The 20908-nt window shown below is 63.7% G+C and carries 18 protein-coding genes and 1 tRNA gene; 12 read left to right on the top strand and 7 right to left on the bottom strand.

The window, feature by feature from the left end; translation table 11 throughout:
• The first annotated feature begins 45 nt into the window (after positions 1-45).
• Positions 46-1455, top strand: coding sequence for a replicative DNA helicase (gene dnaB, locus AZ34_RS12035; protein WP_035608354.1), 1410 nt, complete (start codon positions 46-48; stop codon positions 1453-1455).
• 50 nt (positions 1456-1505) lie between these two features.
• Here dnaB and AZ34_RS12030 read toward each other — a convergent pair whose 3' ends face one another.
• From AZ34_RS12030 to AZ34_RS12020, 3 genes are all read right to left on the bottom strand, one after another.
• Complete coding sequence (locus AZ34_RS12030; RefSeq protein WP_035608352.1) at positions 1506-3203, bottom strand: PhoH family protein; 1698 nt, start codon at positions 3201-3203, stop codon at positions 1506-1508.
• A 177-nt stretch (positions 3204-3380) separates the two neighbouring features.
• Positions 3381-3890, bottom strand: coding sequence for a peroxiredoxin (locus AZ34_RS12025; protein WP_035608350.1), 510 nt, complete (start codon positions 3888-3890; stop codon positions 3381-3383).
• A gap of 237 nt (positions 3891-4127) precedes the next feature.
• Positions 4128-4559 carry an Mth938-like domain-containing protein gene (locus AZ34_RS12020; protein ID WP_035608347.1) on the bottom strand — a complete coding sequence of 144 codons (432 nt, stop codon included), beginning with the start codon at positions 4557-4559 and terminating at the stop codon, positions 4128-4130.
• A gap of 98 nt (positions 4560-4657) precedes the next feature.
• Between AZ34_RS12020 and AZ34_RS12015 the strand changes: the two genes are divergently transcribed.
• From AZ34_RS12015 to AZ34_RS11990, 6 genes are all read left to right on the top strand, one after another.
• Complete coding sequence (locus AZ34_RS12015) at positions 4658-5893, top strand: pyridoxal phosphate-dependent aminotransferase (protein ID WP_035608344.1); 1236 nt, start codon at positions 4658-4660, stop codon at positions 5891-5893.
• A gap of 40 nt (positions 5894-5933) precedes the next feature.
• The gene (locus AZ34_RS12010) at positions 5934-7322 is read left to right on the top strand and encodes a homoserine dehydrogenase (RefSeq protein ID WP_035608341.1); all 1389 of its coding nucleotides are present in this window, start codon (positions 5934-5936) and stop codon (positions 7320-7322) included.
• On the top strand, positions 7322-8767 hold the full coding sequence (thrC, locus tag AZ34_RS12005) for a threonine synthase (RefSeq protein WP_035608339.1): 1446 nt from the start codon (positions 7322-7324) through the stop codon (positions 8765-8767). The genes AZ34_RS12010 and thrC overlap by 1 nt, the downstream gene beginning before the upstream one ends.
• An 86-nt stretch (positions 8768-8853) precedes the next feature.
• Positions 8854-9390: a molybdopterin-guanine dinucleotide biosynthesis protein B gene (mobB, locus tag AZ34_RS12000; RefSeq protein WP_035608336.1), complete on the top strand. Its 537-nt coding sequence runs from the start codon at positions 8854-8856 to the stop codon at positions 9388-9390.
• A 14-nt stretch (positions 9391-9404) separates the two neighbouring features.
• Positions 9405-10655: a gephyrin-like molybdotransferase Glp gene (glp, locus tag AZ34_RS11995; RefSeq protein WP_035608334.1), complete on the top strand. Its 1251-nt coding sequence runs from the start codon at positions 9405-9407 to the stop codon at positions 10653-10655.
• A gap of 29 nt (positions 10656-10684) precedes the next feature.
• Complete coding sequence (locus tag AZ34_RS11990; RefSeq protein ID WP_035608332.1) at positions 10685-10951, top strand: MoaD/ThiS family protein; 267 nt, start codon at positions 10685-10687, stop codon at positions 10949-10951.
• An 87-nt stretch (positions 10952-11038) separates the two neighbouring features.
• Here AZ34_RS11990 and dapA read toward each other — a convergent pair whose 3' ends face one another.
• Positions 11039-11995: a 4-hydroxy-tetrahydrodipicolinate synthase gene (gene dapA, locus AZ34_RS11985; RefSeq protein WP_419670213.1), complete on the bottom strand. Its 957-nt coding sequence runs from the start codon at positions 11993-11995 to the stop codon at positions 11039-11041.
• Between the two features lie 247 nt (positions 11996-12242).
• On the opposite strand from dapA, the gene AZ34_RS11980 reads away from it, so the two are divergent.
• Entirely contained in the window at positions 12243-12734 is a 492-nt protein-coding gene (locus tag AZ34_RS11980; protein ID WP_035608329.1) for a molybdenum cofactor biosynthesis protein MoaE, read from the top strand.
• Between the two features lie 68 nt (positions 12735-12802).
• On the opposite strand, the gene AZ34_RS11975 is transcribed toward AZ34_RS11980, so the two are convergent.
• Positions 12803-14029 carry a PQQ-dependent sugar dehydrogenase gene (locus tag AZ34_RS11975; protein WP_081767192.1) on the bottom strand — a complete coding sequence of 409 codons (1227 nt, stop codon included), beginning with the start codon at positions 14027-14029 and terminating at the stop codon, positions 12803-12805.
• 103 nt (positions 14030-14132) lie between these two features.
• On the opposite strand from AZ34_RS11975, the gene clpB reads away from it, so the two are divergent.
• A complete protein-coding gene (gene clpB, locus AZ34_RS11970; protein WP_035608327.1) occupies positions 14133-16757 on the top strand; it encodes an ATP-dependent chaperone ClpB in 2625 nt (874 codons plus the stop codon).
• 51 nt (positions 16758-16808) lie between these two features.
• Here the strand turns inward: clpB and AZ34_RS11965 are convergent, their stop codons facing one another.
• Positions 16809-17039, bottom strand: a complete 231-nt coding sequence (locus AZ34_RS11965; protein WP_035608324.1) for a hypothetical protein — start codon at positions 17037-17039, stop codon at positions 16809-16811.
• 159 nt (positions 17040-17198) lie between these two features.
• On the opposite strand from AZ34_RS11965, the gene AZ34_RS11960 reads away from it, so the two are divergent.
• On the top strand, positions 17199-18131 hold the full coding sequence (locus tag AZ34_RS11960; protein WP_035608321.1) for a histone deacetylase family protein: 933 nt from the start codon (positions 17199-17201) through the stop codon (positions 18129-18131).
• Between the two features lie 110 nt (positions 18132-18241).
• On the opposite strand, the gene AZ34_RS11955 is transcribed toward AZ34_RS11960, so the two are convergent.
• A complete protein-coding gene (locus AZ34_RS11955; RefSeq protein WP_035608318.1) occupies positions 18242-18700 on the bottom strand; it encodes an SWIB/MDM2 domain-containing protein in 459 nt (152 codons plus the stop codon).
• A 726-nt stretch (positions 18701-19426) separates the two neighbouring features.
• Between AZ34_RS11955 and AZ34_RS11950 the strand changes: the two genes are divergently transcribed.
• Positions 19427-20533, top strand: coding sequence for a ketopantoate reductase family protein (locus AZ34_RS11950; RefSeq protein WP_035608315.1), 1107 nt, complete (start codon positions 19427-19429; stop codon positions 20531-20533).
• Between the two features lie 85 nt (positions 20534-20618).
• Positions 20619-20695, top strand: a tRNA-Pro gene (locus tag AZ34_RS11945).
• Positions 20696-20908 lie beyond the last annotated feature (213 nt).

Here is a 20908-nt window from a genome sequence, read left to right as displayed (position 1 = left end):
CGCGCGCGCACTGCGTAGCATGTACCCGCTCTGGAATCACCGCCTATGTCCGCTGTCCTGACCTCCGTGAACGACGATTTGCCCTCTCCCGACCGGCAAGTCGCCGTGCTGCGCGTGCCACCGCACAGCATCGAGGCCGAGTCCAGTGTGCTGGGCGGCCTGCTGCTGGACAACGCGGCCTGGGACCGCGTGGGGGACCTGCTCACCGAAGGGGACTTTTACCGCTACGAACACCGACTGATCTACGCCGCCATGGCGGGGCTGATCAATGCCAGCCGTCCGGCCGACGTGATCACGGTGTTCGACCACCTGCAAAGCCAGGGCAAGGCGGAGGAGACCGGCGGGCTCGCCTATCTGAATGCCCTGGCCCAGTATGTGCCGAGCGCCGGCAACATCCGCCGTTACGCGGAGATCGTGCGCGAGCGCGCCATCCTGCGCAAGCTGGTCGCCGTGAGCGACGAGATCGCGACCTCCGCCTTCAATCCTCAAGGTCGGCCGGTGGCCGAGATTCTGGACGAATCCGAGCAGAAAATCCTGAATATCGGCGAGGAAGGCTCGCGCATGAAGCGCGGCTTCATCGGCATGGACAGTCTGGTGGTGGACCTGCTGGATCGCGTGCAGGAGATGGCCGACAACCCCAGCGACATCACCGGCGTGCCTTCCGGTTTCTACGACTTGGACCGCATGACCAGCGGCTTGCAGGCCGGGGACCTGATCGTGCTGGCGGCCCGTCCCAGCATGGGCAAGACCAGCTTGGCCATCAACATGGCCGAGCACATCGCGCTCCATGAAGGCCTGCCGGTGGCCGTGTTCTCGATGGAAATGGGCGCCGCTCAACTGGCGGTGCGCGTGGTCGGTTCGATCGGCCGCATTGACCAGGGGCACCTGCGCACGGGCAAACTCACCGACGAGGAATGGCCGCGCCTGACCGAGGCGATCGAGAAGCTGCGCAACATCTCGCTGCACATCGACGAGACGGCGGGTCTGACCATCAGCGAACTGCGCGCCAGCGCGCGGCGCCTAGCGCGCCAATGCGGCAAGCTGGGCCTGATCGTGGTCGACTACCTGCAGATCATGAGCGGTTCGGGCGGTAGCGAGGACAACCGCGCCACCGAGCTGGGCGAGATGTCGCGTGGCCTGAAGATGCTGGCCAAGGAGTTGCAGTGCCCCGTGATTGCCCTGTCGCAGCTGTCGCGTGCGGTCGAGAGCCGCACCGACAAGCGCCCGATGATGAGTGACCTGCGCGAGTCCGGCGCCATCGAGCAGGATGCGGACGTGATCATGTTCATCTACCGCGATGACTACTACAACAAGGACAGCAAGGAGCCGGGTGTGGCCGAGGTCATCATCGGCAAACAACGTAACGGCCCCACCGGCACGGTGAAGCTGGCCTTCCTGAAGAATCTGACGCGCTTCGAAAGCCTGGCCAGCAATTACGGCAACGGGGATTTCTGATCCCACAGCCGGCCCCGCGTGCGTGCGGGTCGGCGCACGGTGTCAGGTTTTCAGAGCACTTCGCTCGCGAAATCGGCCAGGCGTGAGCGTTCCCCGCGCGCCAGGGTGATGTGCCCGCTGTGGGGCCAGTCCTTGAACTTGTCGACCACGAAGGTCAGGCCCGAGGAGCCTTCGGTCAGGTAGGGCGTGTCGATCTGCGCCAGATTGCCCATGCAGATGATCTTGGTGCCTGGGCCCGCGCGGGTGATCAACGTCTTCATCTGCTTCGGGGTCAGGTTCTGCGCCTCGTCGATGATCAGGTACTTGTTCATGAAGGTGCGCCCGCGCATGAAGTTCATGCTCTTGATCTTGATGCGGCTGCGGATCAGGTCAGCGGTGGCGGCGCGGCCCCATTCGCCCGCGCCCGTGTCGGTCTTGGACAGCACTTCGAGGTTATCGTCCAGCGCGCCCATCCACGGTCCCATTTTTTCCTCCTCGGTGCCGGGCAGGAAGCCGATGTCCTCGCCCACGCTGACGGTGGCGCGGGTGACGATGATTTCGCTGTAGCGTCGGTCGTCGAGCACCTGGGTCAGGCCAGCGGCCAGGGCCATCAGGGTTTTGCCGGTGCCCGCCGTGCCGGTGAGGGTGACGAAATCCACCTCCGGGTCCATCAGCAGGTTCATCGCGAAATTCTGTTCGCGGTTGCGCGTGGTGATGCCCCAGACCGCGTTCTTGAGATGGGTGTAATCCTTCAAGGTCTTGAGCACCGCCGTCTTGCCGCGGATTTCGGTCACGCGGGCGTAGAGGCTGGGTTCGCCGGGCGCCTCGAAGTAGACGAACTGGTTGATCAGCAGGCTGGGCACCAGCGGACCGGCGATGCGGTAGAAGGTATGCTGGCCCTGCTGCCAGCTTTCCACGCTCTGGCCTTCGGTGGTCCAGAAGTCGGGCGGCAGGGCCAGCGTGCCAGCATAGAGCAGGTCACCGTCTTCCAGCGTCTTGTCGTTCTGGTAATCGTCGGTCGCCAGGCTCAGGGCGCGGGCCTTGACCCGCATGTTGATGTCCTTGGACACCAGCACGACTTCACGCGGTGCATGGAGCTGACGCAGCGCCTCCACGACGCCAAGGATCTGGTTGTCCGCCTTGCCCTGCGGCAAGCTGGTTGGCAACTCGTAGTTGAGCGGCTGAGTCTGGAAGAAGAGCTTGCCGCCGGCTTCCAGGTGGCCGGTGCTGTCCAGCTTGAGGCCGGAGGCGATGTCGGCGTCCTGCGCGCCTGCCAGCGCGTCGAGTGTGCGGCTGGTCTGCCGGGCATTGCGCGCCACCTCGGTCATGCCCTTTTTGTGACCATCGAGTTCCTCTAGCACGATCATGGGCAGGAAGATGTCGTGTTCCTCAAAACGGAACAGGCACATGGGGTCGTGCAACAGGACATTGGTGTCGAGCACGAAGAGCTTGCGCGGTCCGGTGGCGGTTCTGCCGTTCTTGCGGGCGCGGGGCTTGGAATCGTTGCGGACCACTGAAAGCAGCGGATGCGCGGGAACACTTGTATTCGTCGCGGGCGACCGCAGCGCAGTTGTTGCAGTAGTGGCGGCGGACTTGGTGTCACCACCACCGTCTTCGATCAGATCACGGGCCAGTTTGTCCGAGCGTTCCACGTCATCCAGTGTCGAGGTCGTTTTCCGATTGCCTCGCGGTTTACCCCGCGCGGGGGCGTCAAAAGCTTCTGGGGAGAGCAGGGTGGCGCGTTTGGTCGGTGCAGGAGGCAGGGGCATGGATCAGCAACAAAAAAGCCGCCCGACTTGAAAGCCCGGGCGGCTTGGTGGAGAGGACGAGTCGGATGCGATCTGCGTCAGCATGGGCTCATGCTATGCAGGATTGGCGCGGATGTAAACCCTGGGGCGTTGCTTCGAAGCATCAAATCACGTACAACAGACGGGTGGGCCGGGAGGTCAGGCGGTCGCCTCGGGGCTGGCTTTCTCGGTGGCAGGCTTCTTTTTCAGGGCCTTGGCGACCTTGAGCACCTCGTCCACATGGCCGGGCACCTTCAGGCCACGCCACTCCTGCTTGAGCAGGCCATCCGGCCCGATCAGGAAAGTGCTGCGCTCGATGCCCTTGACCTTCTTGCCGTACATGATCTTGTTCTTGACCACGCCGAACATGTGGCACATTTTCTCTTCGGTGTCGGCGATCAGCTCAAAAGGCAACTCGAGCTTGGTCTTGAAATCGTCGTGCGATTTCATGTTGTCGCGCGAGACGCCGAACACCACGGCGCCAGCCTTGACGAAATCCTTGTACTTGTCGCGGAACTGCATGGCCTCGGTGGTGCAGCCCGGGGTGTTGTCCTTGGGGTAGAAATACAGCACCAGCGTCTGACCGATGTGCGAGGTGTTGGTGACCTTGGTGCCGCCGGTGGCGTTGGCTTCGAATTCCGGAAGGGGTTTGTTGACAACAATCGCCATGGGTCTCTTACTCTTGTCGTGTGTGACAGCAAATGTCGTTGGCGGAGGCCGGAAGGGGCCATCAAGCGGCGGCTCGCCGCGTGCGACGAGTGCGGCATGAATAGCGTGGGATAGCCCGGCTCGAAGGCGCTATTTTACTCCGAAACACCGACCGCCAGACTGCCAACGGGTATTGCTCGTTCGGAGCGCGGTCATGAGCGTGCGAATGTGCGCAGGATGACCAGCTGGTTGGTCAGCTCATTTCGTGGTGCCGGCGGGGGGCTGCCCGGATTCCAGCAGCAGGGCGGCCACGACATGCCGTCCTTCACCCGCGAGGATGTTATAGGTGCGGCAAGCCGCCGCCGTGTCCATGGTTTCCACGCCGATGCCCAGATCCGCCAGGACGCGCAGCCACGGGGGGCGTGGAAAGCGCAATCGCAAGCCGCTGCCAAAAAGGACCAGCTCGGGATGGCTGGCTTCGGCCTCTGCCAGCCAAGCGAAATGCGCCGCCTGCAGATCCTCGAAACGGCCGATGTCCGTGGGATCGTTCCACGGCCGGCACAGACCACGCGAACCGATCACCAGGCTATGGGTATGGCGGCTCATCTGGCCAGCGGACTCCACGGTGATCCAGCCCGGGCCGTGACCGCGGATGGTTTGCGTGGTGGACGAGTCGGCGTGGAGTTTCATGGGGCGCGGCGACTTTCGCTGCCGAAAGCCGGGGGGAACTGTGGTCAAATTATAGGTTTCGTCTCGCCATTTCCCTCTACAAGGTCATTCTCGCAGCCATGAGTCAACGTCTCCACCGGAAGTCGGCCAAGCTGGCCAATGTGCTTTATGACGTGCGCGGCCCCATCGTGGACGCGGCCAAGCAGATGGAGGACGAGGGCCAGAAGATCATCAAGCTGAACATCGGCAACCTCGCGCCGTTTGGCTTCGACGCGCCGGAGGAAATCCAGCAGGACATGATTCGCAACCTGCCCAATTCGGCGGGATATTCGGACAGCAAAGGCATCTTCGCCGCGCGCAAGGCGGTCATGCACTACACGCAGCAGCAGGGCATCGCTGGCGTCACGCTGGACGATATCTACCTGGGTAACGGCGCGAGCGACCTGATCACGATGGCGACCAATGCATTGTTGGACGACGGCGACGAGCTGCTGGTGCCGGCGCCAGACTACCCTTTGTGGACGGCAGTGGCCAGCCTGTCGGGTGGCAAGCCCGTGCATTACCTCTGCGATGAGGCCAACGGCTGGATGCCCAACCTGGACGACATCCGTCGCAAGATCACGCCCCGTACCAAGGGGTTGGTGGTGATCAACCCGAACAACCCCACGGGCGCGCTCTATAGCCTGGAGTTGCTGCAGGGCTTGGTGCAAATCGCGCGAGAGCACGGCCTGGTGCTGATGGCCGACGAGGTGTATGACAAGGTGCTGTATGACGGTGTGCAACACACGGCGCTGGCCAGCCTGTCCACGGATGTGCTGACTCTGACTTTCAACTCGCTGTCCAAGGCCTACCGCGCCTGCGGTTACCGCGCAGGCTGGATGGTGGTCTCGGGCGACAAGGCGGCGGCCAAGGACTACATCGAAGGCCTGAACATGTTGGCCAACATCAAGTTGGGTTCCAACGTCCCCGGCCAGTACGCGATCCAGACCGCGCTGGGCGGTTACCAAAGCATCCAGGATCTGGTGAAGGAGGGCGGGCGCCTGCGTCGTCAGCGTGATCTGGCCTACGAGCTGATCACAGCGATTCCCGGTGTCAGCTGTGTCAAGCCCAAAGCCGCGCTGTACATGTTCCCCCGGCTTGATCCGGTGCTGTACCCGATCGAGGACGACCGGCAGTTCTTCATGGAAGTGCTCCGCGCCACGCGCGTGATGCTGGTCCAGGGCTCGGGCTTCAACTACCCCGACAACCAGCATTTCCGCATCGTTTTCTTGCCGCACGAGGACGACCTGCGCGAAGCCATTGGCCGCCTGGCGAAGTTCCTCGAGGACTGGCGCCGCCGTCACGGCACGGCCTGAAGCGCTTCGCGTCGCACTTTTTTCGATTCCACGGGTTCACATGAAAGCTATCCAAGTAGGTCTGCTGGGCATCGGCACGGTCGGTGCCGGCGTTTTCCAGGTGCTGCAGCGCAACCAGGAGGAAATCCGCCGCCGCTCGGGCACGGTCATCGAGATCCGCGCCGTGGCGGCGCGCAATCTGGAAAGGGCGAAATCCATCGTCATGGCCACGCCGGCTGGCGCGAATATCAAGGTCACGGCCGATGCGCGCGAGATCATCCGCGACCCCGAGATCGACATCGTGGTCGAGCTCATCGGTGGCTACGATACGGCCCGGACCCTGGTGCTGGAAGCCATCGCGGCCGGCAAGCATGTAGTCACTGCCAACAAGGCCCTGCTGGCCGTGCACGGCGCGGAGATTTTCGCGGCGGCCCGCGCCCAGGGCGTGATCGTGGCCTTCGAGGCCGCGGTCGCTGGTGGCATTCCCATCATCAAGGCCTTGCGCGAAGGGCTGTCGGCCAACCGCATCCAATGGATCGCTGGCATCATCAACGGCACGACCAACTTCATCCTCTCCGAGATGCGCGACAAGGGGCTGGATTTCGACGTGGTGCTGAAGGAAGCGCAGCGCCTGGGTTACGCCGAGGCTGACCCGACTTTCGACATCGAGGGCATCGATGCCGCGCACAAGGCCACCATCATGGCGGCCATCGCCTACGGTATTCCCGTGCAGTTCGACAAGGCCTACACCGAAGGCATCACCCAGCTCGCGGCGCAGGACATCCGCTACGCGGAACAACTCGGTTATCGCATCAAGCTGCTGGGCATCAGCAAACGCACCGCGCACCAGGACGCGTCTGGCAAGCCTGTCGGTGGCGTTGAGTTGCGCGTGCACCCCACCCTGATCCCCGCCAAGCGCCTGATCGCCAATGTCGAGGGCGCGATGAATGCCGTCGTGGTCAATGGCGACGCAGTGGGCACTACCTTGTATTACGGCAAGGGCGCGGGCGCGGAGCCCACGGCCAGCGCGGTGGTGGCTGACTTGGTCGATATCGTGCGCCTGCACGCCGCCGACCCGCAGCACCATGTGCCTTACCTGGCCTTCCAGCCGGACGCCCTGAGCAATCTGCCGGTGCTGCCCATGAGCGAGGTCGTGACCAGCTACTACCTGCGCTTGCGCGTGGCCGATCGGGCTGGCGTGCTGGCCCAGGTCACGCGCATCCTGGCTGATGCGGACATCAGCATCGACGCGCTGCTGCAGCGTGAGGCCGACGAGGTCGGCGGTGCTGTGTCCGGTGCGGAGGACGCGCCGGCTGTGCCGCAGACCGACCTGATCATCCTCACGCACGAGGCCCGCGAAGGCACCATGAACGAGGTGCTTGCCAAGCTCCAGGCCTTGCCAACCGTGCTGGCGCCCATCGTGCGCATCCGCAAGGAGGAACTGACCTGATGAAGTACCTCAGCACGCGCGGGGAACTGGCGGACAAGCGCTTTTGCGAGATCCTGCTCGAAGGCCTGGCGCCCGATGGCGGACTCTACCTGCCCGAGACCTATCCACGGGTGGACGCGGTCACGCTGGCGCATTGGCGCGACCTCTACCACCGCAGCCCCCAGGGTTACGCCGATCTCGCGTTTGAGATTCTCACGCTCTACATCGACGACATTCCCGCCGAGGACCTGCGCGCCATTTGCCGCAAGACCTACACCGCCGAGGTCTTCGGCACGGGCGAGATCGTGCCGCTGCGCCACGTCGAGGACGGTTTGTGGCTCGAGGCCTTGTCCAATGGGCCCACGCTGGCCTTCAAGGACATGGCCATGCAACTCCTGGGCAATCTGTTCGAGTACGAACTCGCGCGCAGGAACGGGGGGCGGGGCGAGCAACTGAACATCCTGGGCGCGACCAGCGGCGACACCGGCAGCGCCGCCGAGTACGCCATGCGCGGCAAGAAGGGCGTGAACGTGTTCATGACCAGCCCGCACGGGCGCATGAGCCCCTTCCAGCAGGCTCAGATGTTCAGTCTGCAGGACGCGAACATTCACAACTTGGCCGTCCAGGGCGTGTTCGACGATTGCCAGGACATCGTCAAGGCGGTCAGTAACGACCTGGAATTCAAGCGCAAGTACAAGATCGGCACGGTGAACTCGATCAATTGGGCGCGTTTGCTGGCCCAGGTGGTGTATTACTTTGCCGGCTACTTCCAGGCAACGAAGAATGAGTCGGAAAAGGTGAGCTTCACCGTGCCCAGCGGCAATTTCGGCAATGTCTGCGCGGGCCATGTGGCGCGCATGATGGGTTTGCCCATCGCGAAGCTGGTGGTGGCCACCAACGAAAACGATGTGCTCGACGAGTTCTTCCGCACCGGCGTCTACCGCGTGCGCGGCAGCGCCGACACGCACGAGACGTCCAGCCCCTCGATGGATATTTCCAAAGCCTCCAACTTCGAGCGCTTCATCTTCGACCTGCTGGGTCGCGATGGCGCGAAAATCAAAGCATTGTTCGGTGAGCAGCTGAACAAGACGGGGGCCTTCGATTTGAGCGAGGACCCCGCTTTCCCTGCGGCGAAAACGAAGTACGGCTTCGAGAGCGGCAAAAGCACCCATGCCGACCGCCTGCGCACCATCCACGATAGCTGGGAGCAGCATGGGCTGATGATCGATCCGCACACGGCCGATGGTGTCAAAGTTGCTCGCCAATATCGCGTAGCAGGCCAGCCCATGATCGTGCTGGAGACGGCCTTGCCCATCAAGTTCGCCGACACCATCGTCGAAGCCCTGGGACGTGAACCGGAACGTCCTGCCAAGTTCGAGGGCATTGAGCAACTGCCCAAGCGCGTGACGGTGCTGGACAAGGACGTGCAGGCCGTCAAGGACTACATCGTGCGGCATGTGGCCTGAAGACCTCGCAGGGCCGGGTGGGAGCGACAGCGCTGCCGCCGTGTCCGAAGTGCGTTGGGCATTTGGGATGCGAAGGACTTGATGGCATGAACGTGGTCGGTTTCGCGGGTTACTCCGGCGCGGGCAAGACCACGCTGGTGGAGCAACTGATCCCCGCGCTCAAGGCACACGGCCTGCGGGTGTCGGTCCTCAAACATGCCCACCACCGCTTCGACGTTGATCATCCGGGCAAGGACAGCTGGCGGCATCGTCAGGCCGGTGCCTTCGAGGTGCTGGTGGCCTCGGACCGGCGTTTCGCCCTGATGCGCGAGTACGAGCGCGAGCACGAGCCCCAGGTACACCATTTGCTGGCCGAACTGAGCCCGGTCGTGGATTGGGTTCTGGTGGAGGGTTTTCGCCACAGCGACCTGCCCAAGGTCGAGGTGTGGCGCGCAGACACGGCGCATCCCGTCTGCTATCCCCACGATCCCTACGTCGTGGCCATTGCCACCGACGACGCCAACCGCTTGCCCACGCCCACTGGCCTGGACTTGCTGGATTTGAATTTACCTAAGGCCGTGGCCGACTGGCTGCTTGCGCACGCCAGCCGATTCGCATACCAGCCCGACAACCACCTCGGCTGAAAGACAATAGCCGGATGAACACCGCCCGCCCACCCCTCAAGACCCTGGACAAGGTCCTGGCGGAACTGCTCGTGCTGGCGCAGCCGCTGCAGGGCCACGACGCCGTCGACACCTTCGAGGCCGATGGCCGCGTGCTGGCGCGCGACCTCGTGTCGGACCTGCAGGTCCCGCCCCACGACAACAGCGCCATGGACGGTTATGCCATGCGCTGTGCCGATCTGTCGTCTGCTGGCATCACCTTGCGCGTGGGCCAACGCATTCCCGCAGGTACGGTGGCCGACCTGCCGCTGGCCTCGGGCGAGGCCGCCCGCATCTTCACCGGCGCACAATTGCCGCCGGGTGCGGACACGGTCGTGATGCAAGAGGATTGCCAGGCGCTGGAGGACGGGCTGGTGCGCGTGAACATCATGCCCAGGCTCGGCCAAAACGTGCGCCGCGCGGGCGAGGACGTGCGCCTGGGGGCTACCGTGCTGCCGCAGGGCACGCGCTTGAATCCCGCCGCGCTGGGCCTGGCGGCCAGCATCGGCTTGAGCCGCCTGCCCGTGGCGCGACGCCCACGCGTGGCGCTTTTTTCCACGGGGGACGAACTCGTGATGCCTGGCACGGTGGCGCCCGCGCAGTTGCCGCCTGGGGCGATCTACAACTCCAACCGCTTCTTCCTGCGCGCGCTGCTGCAGCGACTGGGCTGCGTGGTGACGGACTGCGGCATCGTGCCCGACCAGCGTGAAGCCACCATCAACGCCTTGCGTCAAGCCGCCGAAGGCCATGACCTCATCCTCAGCAGTGGCGGCGTGTCCGTGGGTGAGGAAGACCATGTGAAACCGGCCGTGTTGGCCCTGGGCACGCTGGACCTCTGGCAAATCGCCATCAAGCCCGGCAAACCTTTCGCCTACGGTAGGCTGCGCACGGGGCAAGGCCAGGCCCACTTCATCGGCCTGCCGGGCAACCCCGTGTCGAGCTATGTGACCTTTCTGCTGCTGGTGCGGCCCTTCCTGCTGCGCTTGCAGGGCGTGCCTGAGCCGGCCCTGGCCCCGACCGCCGTAACTTTGCCCGCCCATTTCGAATGGGCACGGGCCGAGAAGCGCCGTGAATTCCTGCGGGCGCGCCGCAACGCGGCAGGGGGCGTGGACTTGCACCCCCAACAGGGTTCGGGTGTGCTGACCTCGGTGGCATGGGGCGATGGCCTGGTGGACAACCCGCCCGAGCGGTGCATTGCCCGAGGTGATCCGGTGCGCTTCATCTCTTTCTCCGAGTTCTTGGCCTGAGTCGGACGCCGCATGGGCAAGGGGACATCATGAAAGTCAAGATCAAGTATTTCGCCTCCATCCGCGAGGCCCTGGGTGTGGGCGAAGAGAGCCTGGAAACGGCTGCCAGCACCGTGGGCGGCCTGCGCGACGAACTGATCGCGCGCGGAGGCGTCCATGCCCAGGCCCTGGCCCGAACCCAGGATGGTAAGAACCGCGCCGTGCGCGCCGCGCTGGACCAGCGCATGAGCGGCGAGGAAGCCGCCCTGCGCGAGGGTTGCGAGGTGGCCTTCTTCCCGCCCGTGACGGGCGGTTGATCACCCAAAACCAAGCACCTGGACACGCAGACCCTTGAGGTGCAGTGCGACTCGGTGCACTGCTTCGCCGGCGCGTTTGCCCTCGGTTCAAGTCTGGTCCATCCAGATCCGCAGTCGCTCCCGCAGCGCGGGGGTGACGGGCGTCATGGGCGCGCGCAGTTCCTCGCGCATGCGGCCTTGCCCGGCCAGTGCCGCCTTCAGCGGGCCAGGGTTGGGTTCCGCGAACAAGGCTTGAATGAGCGGCACCAGGCGCAGCCAGTCAGTGCGGGCCACGTCCAGCCGGCCCTGCGCGATCTGATGCATCAGCGTGACGAAACGCGCCGTGTGCAGGTGGGCGCTGGCTGTGATGGCGCCCGCGCCACCCTGGGCCAGGGTGGCGTAGAACTGCAGGTCCTCACCCACCAACACCTCGAGACGGCCATCGTCGATCAGGGCCAGGGTCTTGCCGACATCGCCCCCGCAGTCCTTGATCGCCTGGATATTGGGGTGCGCGGCCAGAGTCAGCAGGGTGTCCGCGCTGATCAGGGCGCCGGTGCGGTAGGGAATGTCGTAGACGATCAGCGGTGCCGCGCTGCTGTCGGCCAGGGCCTGGAACCAGTCCAGCAGTCCGGCTTGCGCGGGCCGCACGTACATCGGCGCGGGCGTGAGCAGGCCCGCCAGCGGGCGTGAGGCCAACAGGCGAATCCAGTCGCGCAGCTTGGGCAGGTGGTAGCCGCTCACGCCCATGATCACGGGCAGGCCCTGGGCTGCATCCAGTGCCGTGTCCAGCACCGCAAGTTGTTCGTCTGCGTCGAGCGCCGCGGCTTCGCCGGTGGAGCCACAGGCCACGAAGCCGCGCACCCCTTGTTCGCGCAAGTGGCCGACCAGCTGGCTCAGTGCGGGCAGGTCGAGCCCGCCATCGCGAAATGGCGTTACCAGGGGAATCCAGAGGCCAGCGTAGCGGCGTCGGCTAGCGGGCGTGGTGTCGGGCGAGTTGCCGACCCTCGGGCCGGAGCAGGTGTCGGCTTGGGCGCCGACGATAGTGTTGGAAATGGCAGTGGGCACGCGAAGTCCTTTCAAGCGACCGGTCACAACAACCGTCGTCGAAATCGCGCGAAATGCCGGGGAGCAAACAGGAGGGCGGTTCCGTCGCGCATCCGACGACGGAACCACAGCTCCGGTCAGATGAGCAGGGGTTTGGTTTTTTTGTCCACGCAGGCGGCACGCAATCGCCAGCCCGGGAAAGCGGCTTGTGCAAGCGGGATGCAGTGCATGGACATGCGCGCCAGTATAGCGGTGCCACAATCCGGGCATGAGTGCAGCACGTGTTTCCATCCAGACCTGCGACTTCAACGTGGCGACCGAGATCGCGGCCTTGCGCGCGCGCGACGCCCGCGTGGGCGCGGTCTGCAGCTTCATCGGGACCGTGCGCGACAGGAATGGCGGAGCCGCGCTCGGCACAGACCTGGTCAGCGCGATGGAACTCGAGCATTACCCCGGCATGACCGAGCAGGCCATCGAAGGCATGATCGACGAAGCGCAGCGACGCTTTGACATTTACGCAGCCCGCGTGATCCACCGCGTGGGCCTGCTGCAGCCCCTGGACCAGATCGTGCTGGTGGCCGTTACTTCGGCGCACCGGGGGCAGAGTTTCCAGGCCTGCGAGTTCTTGATGGACTACCTCAAGACCCAGGCGCCGTTTTGGAAGAAAGAGACCACGCCGCAGGGTGCCCGCTGGGTAGACGCACGCGTGAGCGACGACGAGGCCTTGGCGCGTTGGGGCATTTCAGCCAGCAATGCCTGAAATCGACGCGCGAGGCGAAAGCAGCGGGGTAAGACGGGCGGCGTGCCGGGACACGGTGCCTTGATGTGTCAGCGCCGTGGCACCAGCCGCAGCAGCCGGCCTTGTGGATGGTCGGTCAGCACATAGATGTAGCCGTCCGGTCCCTGTCGTACGTCGCGCACGCGCTGGCCGATGGCCTTGGGCTCGACCATGCGGCTTTCGCGGATCACCCGACCCTGGGGATGCTGGGCTGACGGGCGTTCCAGCTCCAACCGGGCTACGTAACCGAACTTGAGCGAACCGACCAGCAGATTGCCCACCCAGTCCTGACCGTAGCGGGTGCTGGTCACGAAGGCCATGCCCGAGGTCGCGATGGAAGGTGTCCAGACATGCAGCGGCTGTTCGGTGCCTGGGTGGGCTTGCTTGCCCGTGCCAACGGCGCTCATGTCGTAGTTGCGCCCATGGCTGACCAGGGGCCAGCCATAGTTGGCACCAGGGCGCGGCAGGTTGATCTCGTCGCCCCCCATGGGGCCATGTTCCTGTTCCCAGAGCACGCCGTCCGGAGTCACCACCAGGCCCTGAGGGTTGCGATGCCCATAGCTCCAGATTTCCGGTTTGGCCCCCGCCCGATTCACAAAGGGGTTGTCCGCGGGCACGCTGCCGTCCTTGCGGATCCGCAAGACTTTGCCCAGGTGGTTGTCCAGCGTCTGTGCCTGGTCACGGTGGTTGAAGCGTTCACCCAGGGCCACGAATAGGGTTCCTTCTGGCGCGTTGCCCGATGAGGTGCCGCTGCGCCGACCCTCGGCGATTCTGCAGCCATAGTGGTTACCGCTGCTCACCTTGGGCTGTTGCCGCAGCAGCACGCGCACATCGCTCAGGCGCGTGCCATCCGCGCTCAGGCGCGCGCTCGCCAACGCCGTGCCGGAGAATGCTTCGTCCTGTCCATCGGGTTCGGCGTAGCAGACGTAGAGTGTGCGGTTGCGGGCGAAATCACTGTCCAGCAGCACATCCAGCAGGCCGCCTTGTCCCACGGCCCGAACCGCCGGAACCCCCTCCACCGCTGAGCGTACACGTCCATGCGCGTCGATGAGACGCAAAGTACCGCTGCGTTCCGTGACCACATATCGAGCGCCGGAGGTGTCGCCTTCCGGGAGAAAAGCCAGTGCCCAAGGATGGGCCAGGCCGATGGCGACTTCTTGCACCATGATGGGCGCAGAGATGGCCTGCGCCGTCGCGGGCGCGGACAGGCAAAAACCCCAGGCGGTCAGCAAGGAGGCCAGGGTTGGCCAGGGCAGGGCGCAGAAAAAGGAGCTCATGCGGGCAAGTATGCGTCGCACCGAGGTACCGCAGGCGCATCACCCTTGAAAATGACGGGGTTCACCCTCATGCTGGGAAGCAAACTTACTCACTGTTCCAACCATGCAATTCACCACCAAATTCCAGGAAGCCCTGGGCGAGGCGCAAAGCCTGGCGCTGGGCAAGGACCATGCGTACATCGAGCCGGTGCATGTGCTGGCCGCTATGCTGCGCCAGCAGGATGGGCCAAAGGCTTTGCTCCAGCGTGCCGGCGTCAACACCGCCGGCTTGCTGGCTGCTGCCGAGGCCGGCATCGGCAAGCTGCCCGAGGTGCAGGGCCAGCAGCAGGTGCAGGTCGGGCGTGACCTGCATGGCCTCTTGCAGGCGGCCGAGAAAGAGGCGCTCAAGCGTGGTGATCAGTACCTGGCCAGCGAACTCTTCCTGTTGGCCCTGGCCGACGTGAAGCCCGGCGACAAGGGGGACGTGGGTGGCATGGCCAAGGCCAATGGCCTGACGCGCAAAGCCCTGGAGTCGGCGATCGAAGCCGTGCGGGGCGGTGAGAAGGTGGACAATCCCGACGCCGAAGGCCAGCGCGAAGCCCTCAAGAAATACACGCTGGACCTGACCGCGCGTGCCCGCCAGGGCAAGCTGGATCCGGTGATCGGCCGCGACGACGAGATTCGCCGCGCCATCCAGGTGCTGCAGCGCCGCAGCAAGAACAACCCCGTGCTGATCGGCGAGCCCGGCGTGGGCAAGACGGCCATCGTCGAAGGCCTGGCGCAGCGCATCGTCAATGGCGAAGTGCCCGAGAGCCTGCGCGACAAGCGCGTGCTGGTGCTGGACATGGCGGGCTTGCTGGCTGGTGCGAAGTTCCGCGGTGAATTCGAGGAGCGGCTCAAGGCCGTGCTCAAGGAGGTGGCGCAGGATGAGGGCCGCATCATCCTCTTCATCGACGAAATCCACACCATGGTCGGCGCGGGCAAGGCCGAGGGCGCGATCGACGCCGGCAACATGCTCAAGCCTGCGCTGGCCCGCGGTGAGCTGCACTGCATCGGCGCGACCACGCTGGACGAATACCGCAAGTACATCGAGAAAGACGCCGCGCTGGAACGCCGTTTCCAGAAAGTGCTGGTCGAGGAACCCACCGTCGAGCAGACCATCGCCATCCTGCGGGGCCTGCAGGAGAAGTACGAAGTCCACCATGGCGTGGACATCACCGACCCGGCCATCGTGGCTGCGGCGGAGCTCAGCCACCGCTACATCACTGACCGTTTCCTACCCGACAAGGCGATTGATCTGATCGACGAGGCCGCCGCCAAGATCAAGATCGAGATTGACTCCAAGCCTGAGGTGATGGACAAGCTGGACCGCCGCATGATCCAGCTCAAGATCGAGCGTGAGGCCATGAAGAAGGAGACCGACGAGGCGAGTGCCAAGCGTCTGCAGCTCATCGAGGAAGAGATCGAGAAGCTGCAGAAGGAAGCCGCCGATCTGGAGGAAATCTGGAAGCTGGAAAAAGCCCAGGCTCAGGGCGGCCAGCATCTGCGCGAGGAAATCGAGAAGCTCAAGGGTCAGATCGAGGAACTCACGCGCAAGGGCGACTTCAACAGGGTTGCAGAACTGCAATACGGCAAGCTGCCTGAGTTGGAGAAACGTCTCAACGAGGTTCAGGCGAGCGAAGCGGCGAAGACCGGCAGTGGTTCGAAGGCGCCGCGTCTGTTGCGCACACTGGTCGGCGCGGAGGAAATCGCCGAGGTGGTCAGCCGGGCCACCGGCATACCGGTCGCCAAGATGATGCAGGGCGAGAAGGACAAGCTGCTGCGCATGGAGGACAAGTTGCACGAGCGCGTGGTGGGCCAGGACGAGGCCATTTCGGCCGTCGCCAACGCGATCCGCCGTTCTCGTTCGGGTCTGTCCGATCCGAACCGTCCCACGGGTTCCTTCCTCTTCCTCGGCCCGACGGGTGTGGGCAAGACCGAGCTCTGCAAGGCGCTGGCGGGATTCCTGTTCGACAGCGTGGACCACCTGGTGCGCATCGACATGAGCGAGTTCATGGAGAAGCATTCCGTGGCCCGCCTGATCGGCGCCCCGCCCGGGTATGTTGGCTACGAGGAAGGTGGGTACTTGACCGAGGCCGTGCGCCGCAAGCCTTACAGCGTGGTGCTGCTGGACGAGGTGGAGAAGGCTCACCCGGATGTCTTCAACGTGCTGCTGCAGGTGCTGGACGACGGCCGCCTGACGGATGGCCAGGGGCGTACCGTGGATTTCAAGAACACAGTGATCGTGATGACCAGCAACATCGGTTCACAGCTGATCCAGAACATGACGGGCCGGCCTTACGAGGACGTGAAGGACGCCGTCTGGGGCGAGTTGAAGAACCATTTCCGCCCGGAGTTCCTCAACCGCGTGGATGAGACCGTGGTATTCCATGGTCTGGACGCGGCCAACATCGCCAGCATCGCGAAGATCCAGCTGCAGGGCTTGCAGGATCGTCTGGTCAAGATGGAACTGTCGCTGCAGGTGTCGGACAAGGCTCTGGCCGAGCTCGCGAAGGTCGGCTTCGATCCCGTGTTCGGCGCGCGTCCCTTGAAGCGCGCGATACAGCAGCGCATCGAGAACCCCCTGTCCAAGCTGCTGCTGGAGGGCCGTTTCGGCCCCAAGGATGCCATCGCCGTGGACGTGGACCCGATCCTGGCGCCAGGGCAGTTTGCTTTTGAGAAGGTTCTGGAGTCGGGTCAACCAGCCTGAGTGGCCTGAGTGCGGTGCGTGCCTGGCGGCTGCGGGGCAGCGCCGCCCGCCTCAGGACTGGATGGTTTGTTCGACGGCGGCCTTGGCTTCATTGAGGCTCGAGAAAAACCGGACCGATTGAGGCATGGCCTTGGGTAGATGGGCGGGCGCGGGCCAGACCCGCCCGTCCAGCCAACTGGCTGACCAGCCGCCGATGTCCTTGCCCTTAAGAGTGCAGACGGGGGTATCGTTGACGTGGGCGGTCCAGGTCAGGGGGGATTCTTTCCAGATGATTTGAGCCATGGCGCCCTCGAAAGGTCTGCGTTGATGGAGACGTCGTAACGATTATGTAACAGGCGGTCATTCTAGGAGCTGGTTCTGGAATCCTCAAGGTCGGGCCGGATGTTGAATCCGTGTAAAACAGCGGCTGAATGACCGACTCAACAAGGAGACTGCCCCACCATGCCCACGCTGATCTACACCCATGCTGCCTGCCTGGAACACCGGCCCGGACCGCATCACCCGGAATCTCCCGAACGTCTGGAGGCTGTGTTGAAGGCCCTCAAGACGCCGGAGTTTTCCCGCGCCGTCTGGCGTGATGCCCCTATCGGTACCTACGATCAGGTCCTGCGCGTGCATACGCCGGAGTACGTTCAGGAAGTGCAAGACCTTGCGCCGGCGCAGGGCTACCAGATGCTGGATGGCGGCGACACCATCATGTCGCCGGGTACTCTGGAAGCTGTGATGCGCTGCGTAGGTGCTGCTTGCGCGGGCGTCGATGACTTGGTCAGTGGCCAGGCGAACAGTGTTTTTTGCGCCACCCGTCCCTGTGGTCACCATGCCGAGGCTGGCCATGCCATGGGCTTTTGCGTCTTCAATCAGGCGGCCATCGCCGCCTTGCATGCCCGCGCCGTGCATGGCATCCAGCGCGTGGCGGTGGTGGATTTCGACGTACACCACGGCAATGGAACTCAAAACAGTTTCTATGACGACCCAGAGCTGTTTTATGGTTCCTGCCATCAATCTCAGTTTTACCCCGGCACGGGATTGCGGCATGAGACTGGCGTGGCCGGGAACATTGTCAACGTTCCTTTCCCGCGTGGCACGGGTTCCGCAGCGTTCCGCGCGGCCATGAGGGACCAATTGCTGCCGGCCCTGCGCGAATTCGCGCCCGAGCTGCTGATCATTTCCGCCGGCTTTGACGCGCATGAACTGGACCCGCTGGGCGGATTGCAGTTCACGGATGAGGACTACCTCTGGATCACGCGCGAGCTGATGCGCGTGGCGGACGAGACGGCGCGCGGACGCGTGCTCTCAGTGCTGGAAGGTGGCTACAGCCTGGAAGGCTTGGCCAGCGGAACGGCGGCCCATGTCCGTGCCTTGATGGCGCATTGACGCTGTGCGCTGGTCTCGCTCCGGCTTGGGGGCATGAAAAAGCCGCTGCATCGCAGCGGCTTTTTCATGCCCGTTTCCTTGCCGGAAACGGGCCAGGGTACCCAAAGAACTCAGCTCAGGTGCTTGCCGATCAGCGAAGCCAGCTCGAACATCGTGATCTGGGCTTTGCCGAACACGACCTTGAGCTTGTCGTCAGCGTTGATGTTGCGCTTGTTCACCTTGTCTTGCAGGCCGTTCTTCTTGATGTAGGCCCACAGCTTGCTCACGACTTCGGTGCGCGCCAGCGGCGTGCTGCCCACCACGGCGGCCAGCGCGGGGCTGGGTGTCAGGGCCTTCATGAAGGCCGCGTTCGGCGTGCGCTTCTTGGCGGGGGCCTTCTTCGCCGCCGCCTTTTTGGCCGGAGCCGCCTTCTTCGCGGGGGCCTTCTTGGCTGGGGCGGCTTTCTTCGCCGGTGCAGCTTTTTTGGCCGGCGCTTTCTTCGCGGGGGCTTTCTTGGCCGGTGCGGCCTTCTTTGCGGGAGCCTTCTTCGCAGCGGCTTTTTTAGCCGGCGCTTTCTTTGCAGTTGCCATGATTGAGATTCCTCTTCTAGAAGTTGGGTGAGTGCCAGAGCTCAAATGTGTCTTTGGCGTTGGCAACGTGGATGCTATCGGAGAAAAAACCCGTCTCCAAGCGAAAGCCGTGTTTTTTCCCTCGCAGATGTTGTTTTTCCATGGCTGTTTTCGCAGGCAAACCAACATGCATCGGAGCTTGGGCTGGTATCAAGCAATCCCACATGCGCCACCTCGTCATTTATCCCTTGGTCTGTCGCGTCAGACGACAGGCGCAGTGACTGTCCATGCTTGGGTGCTGGCATACCAAGACGGGGGTCGCCGTGAATCCCTGCTCCCGCAGGCGTGTTCTCAACGCCTCATGAGTGCACGATTGCAGTGGTTGGCGCGGCGCAGCCCACGCAGGACCTTCGGCGTAATGAGCCTTGCACGGACGGTCGCGTGTCAGCCTCATGCGCTGAGGCATTTCATGGGACCCATTGCCCTTTTCTTTATGTGAAAAGTTTGAAAGCTGCGCTGAAGCAAGCCATTTGAATATGAGATATTCCTTTTCATATTAAGGAATATTATCCATATCTTATTGATTTTAAATAGGAAAGTACTTTTTGGCGATTGGCATGCTGTTTATGGATTTAAAGAGCTTGGTTTTACGATGAGGCCAATGCTTACGCTGCAGTGCACAAAAAATCGAAAAATGCTGTCAGCGTCGCGACCGGTTCCCAAGTAAACAGAAAGGCAGTGTTCGGTATGAAAAAGCAATACAAGGTGCTGATACTGGGGGCCTCCTACGGCTCCTTGCTCGGCAGCAAGCTCTTGATGGCAGGGCATAGCGTCACTCTGGTCTGCCGCCAGGAGACAGCGGACTTGATCAACCATGAGGGCACCCGCGTGCGCATGCCGGTCAAGGGGCGGGACGGCCTGGTGGAGGTCGACTCCCGCCAACTGCCTGCCGCTGCCGGGCGGTTAGACGCCATGCCGCCTCAGGCCGTGTCGGTGGTGAACTACGACCTCGTCTGCCTGGCCATGCAGGAGCCGCAGTACAGCGCGCCTGGCGTACGCGAGCTGATGCAGGCCATCGCCCGTGCCAAGCTTCCTTGCATGTCGATCATGAACATGCCGCCCTTGCCCTACCTGGCGCGCATTCCCGGCCTCGACGCCAAGGCCTTGCGTGCCTGCTATCACGACCCGGCGGTGTGGGAGCAGTTCGAGCCCGGATTGATGACCCTGTGCAGCCCCGACCCGCAGGCCTTCCGTCCGCCGGAAGAGCGTCCCAACGTGCTTCAGGTCGGCCTGCCGACCAACTTCAAGGTCGCGCGCTTCGAGGACCCCGCTCACACCGCGATGCTGACACAGATGGAGCAGGACATCGCTGACGCGCGTCTCGCGGTGGGTGGCGAATCCCTCGATTTGCCGGTCAAGCTCAAGGTGCACGACTCGATCTTTGTCCCGCTCGCCAAATGGGCCATGCTGCTCACCGGCAACTACCGCTGCATCGGTGCACAAGGCATGCGTTCAATCAGGGAGGCCGTGCACGGTGACATCGCGCAGTCGCGCGAGGTCTACGAATGGGTGTGCCAGCTCTGCCGCCGACTGGGCGCGCAGCCCGAAGATCTCGTGCCCTTCGACAAGTACGCCGCTGCAGGCACGGGGCTGCTCAAACCATCCTCGGCCGCGCGCGCCTTGGCGGCGGGCGCGACCGACATTGAGCGCATCGACCTCTTGGTCAAGCTTGTGGCGGAGCAGCAGAATCTGCAATCCGAGTCCGTGTGTGAGACGGTTCGTCTGGTCAACGGGTGGCTGGAACGCAATCGCAAGGCGCGCGCCGCGCACGCCAAGGAGGCCGAGGCTGCGTGAGAATGGCGCTCGTCCATCCTGTGTAGGAACGGATTGCCAGCGTGGGCCCGAAGGGGGCTGATCTCAGGCTATAATGCGGCCTCTTCGGTGTGTGGCGCAGCCTGGTAGCGCACTTGCATGGGGTGCAAGGGGTCGAAGGTTCGAATCCTTTCACACCGACCACAGTTCATCCTGAACGCCACTGATGCCCAGGCATCAGTGGCGTTTTCTTTGGTCGCTTGGTTGTCTGGTGCACCTCGCCTTTCGACGCCAGTTGCGCGCCCCCTGCCTGAGCACCGAGTGTTTCAGCGTGTAATGCTGTTCTCGGGTCACGGGCATGGCGCTACGATGGCATGTTCGCCATGGTCCGGTTCCATCCTCGTCGAGATTTCCCCA

It is taken from the genome of Hylemonella gracilis str. Niagara R (genome assembly GCF_000600295.1).
Lineage (GTDB): Bacteria > Pseudomonadota > Gammaproteobacteria > Burkholderiales > Burkholderiaceae_C > Hylemonella > Hylemonella gracilis_A.
This window is presented reverse-complemented; position numbering and strand designations above follow the sequence as displayed.

Coding starts and splice junctions, on each gene's coding strand:
- glp (WP_035608334.1), top strand. CDS start 9,405: ATGAACACCGCCCGCCCACCCCTCAAGACCCTGGACAAGGTCCTGGCG.
- AZ34_RS11980 (WP_035608329.1), top strand. CDS start 12,243: ATGAGTGCAGCACGTGTTTCCATCCAGACCTGCGACTTCAACGTGGCG.
- AZ34_RS11955 (WP_035608318.1), bottom strand. CDS start 18,700: ATGGCAACTGCAAAGAAAGCGCCGGCTAAAAAAGCCGCTGCGAAGAAG.
- AZ34_RS12025 (WP_035608350.1), bottom strand. CDS start 3,890: ATGGCGATTGTTGTCAACAAACCCCTTCCGGAATTCGAAGCCAACGCC.
- AZ34_RS11960 (WP_035608321.1), top strand. CDS start 17,199: ATGCCCACGCTGATCTACACCCATGCTGCCTGCCTGGAACACCGGCCC.
- mobB (WP_035608336.1), top strand. CDS start 8,854: ATGAACGTGGTCGGTTTCGCGGGTTACTCCGGCGCGGGCAAGACCACG.
- AZ34_RS12030 (WP_035608352.1), bottom strand. CDS start 3,203: ATGCCCCTGCCTCCTGCACCGACCAAACGCGCCACCCTGCTCTCCCCA.
- AZ34_RS12015 (WP_035608344.1), top strand. CDS start 4,658: ATGAGTCAACGTCTCCACCGGAAGTCGGCCAAGCTGGCCAATGTGCTT.
- AZ34_RS12020 (WP_035608347.1), bottom strand. CDS start 4,559: ATGAAACTCCACGCCGACTCGTCCACCACGCAAACCATCCGCGGTCAC.
- AZ34_RS11975 (WP_081767192.1), bottom strand. CDS start 14,029: ATGAGCTCCTTTTTCTGCGCCCTGCCCTGGCCAACCCTGGCCTCCTTG.
- AZ34_RS11990 (WP_035608332.1), top strand. CDS start 10,685: ATGAAAGTCAAGATCAAGTATTTCGCCTCCATCCGCGAGGCCCTGGGT.
- dnaB (WP_035608354.1), top strand. CDS start 46: ATGTCCGCTGTCCTGACCTCCGTGAACGACGATTTGCCCTCTCCCGAC.
- clpB (WP_035608327.1), top strand. CDS start 14,133: ATGCAATTCACCACCAAATTCCAGGAAGCCCTGGGCGAGGCGCAAAGC.
- AZ34_RS12010 (WP_035608341.1), top strand. CDS start 5,934: ATGAAAGCTATCCAAGTAGGTCTGCTGGGCATCGGCACGGTCGGTGCC.
- thrC (WP_035608339.1), top strand. CDS start 7,322: ATGAAGTACCTCAGCACGCGCGGGGAACTGGCGGACAAGCGCTTTTGC.
- AZ34_RS11965 (WP_035608324.1), bottom strand. CDS start 17,039: ATGGCTCAAATCATCTGGAAAGAATCCCCCCTGACCTGGACCGCCCAC.
- AZ34_RS11950 (WP_035608315.1), top strand. CDS start 19,427: ATGAAAAAGCAATACAAGGTGCTGATACTGGGGGCCTCCTACGGCTCC.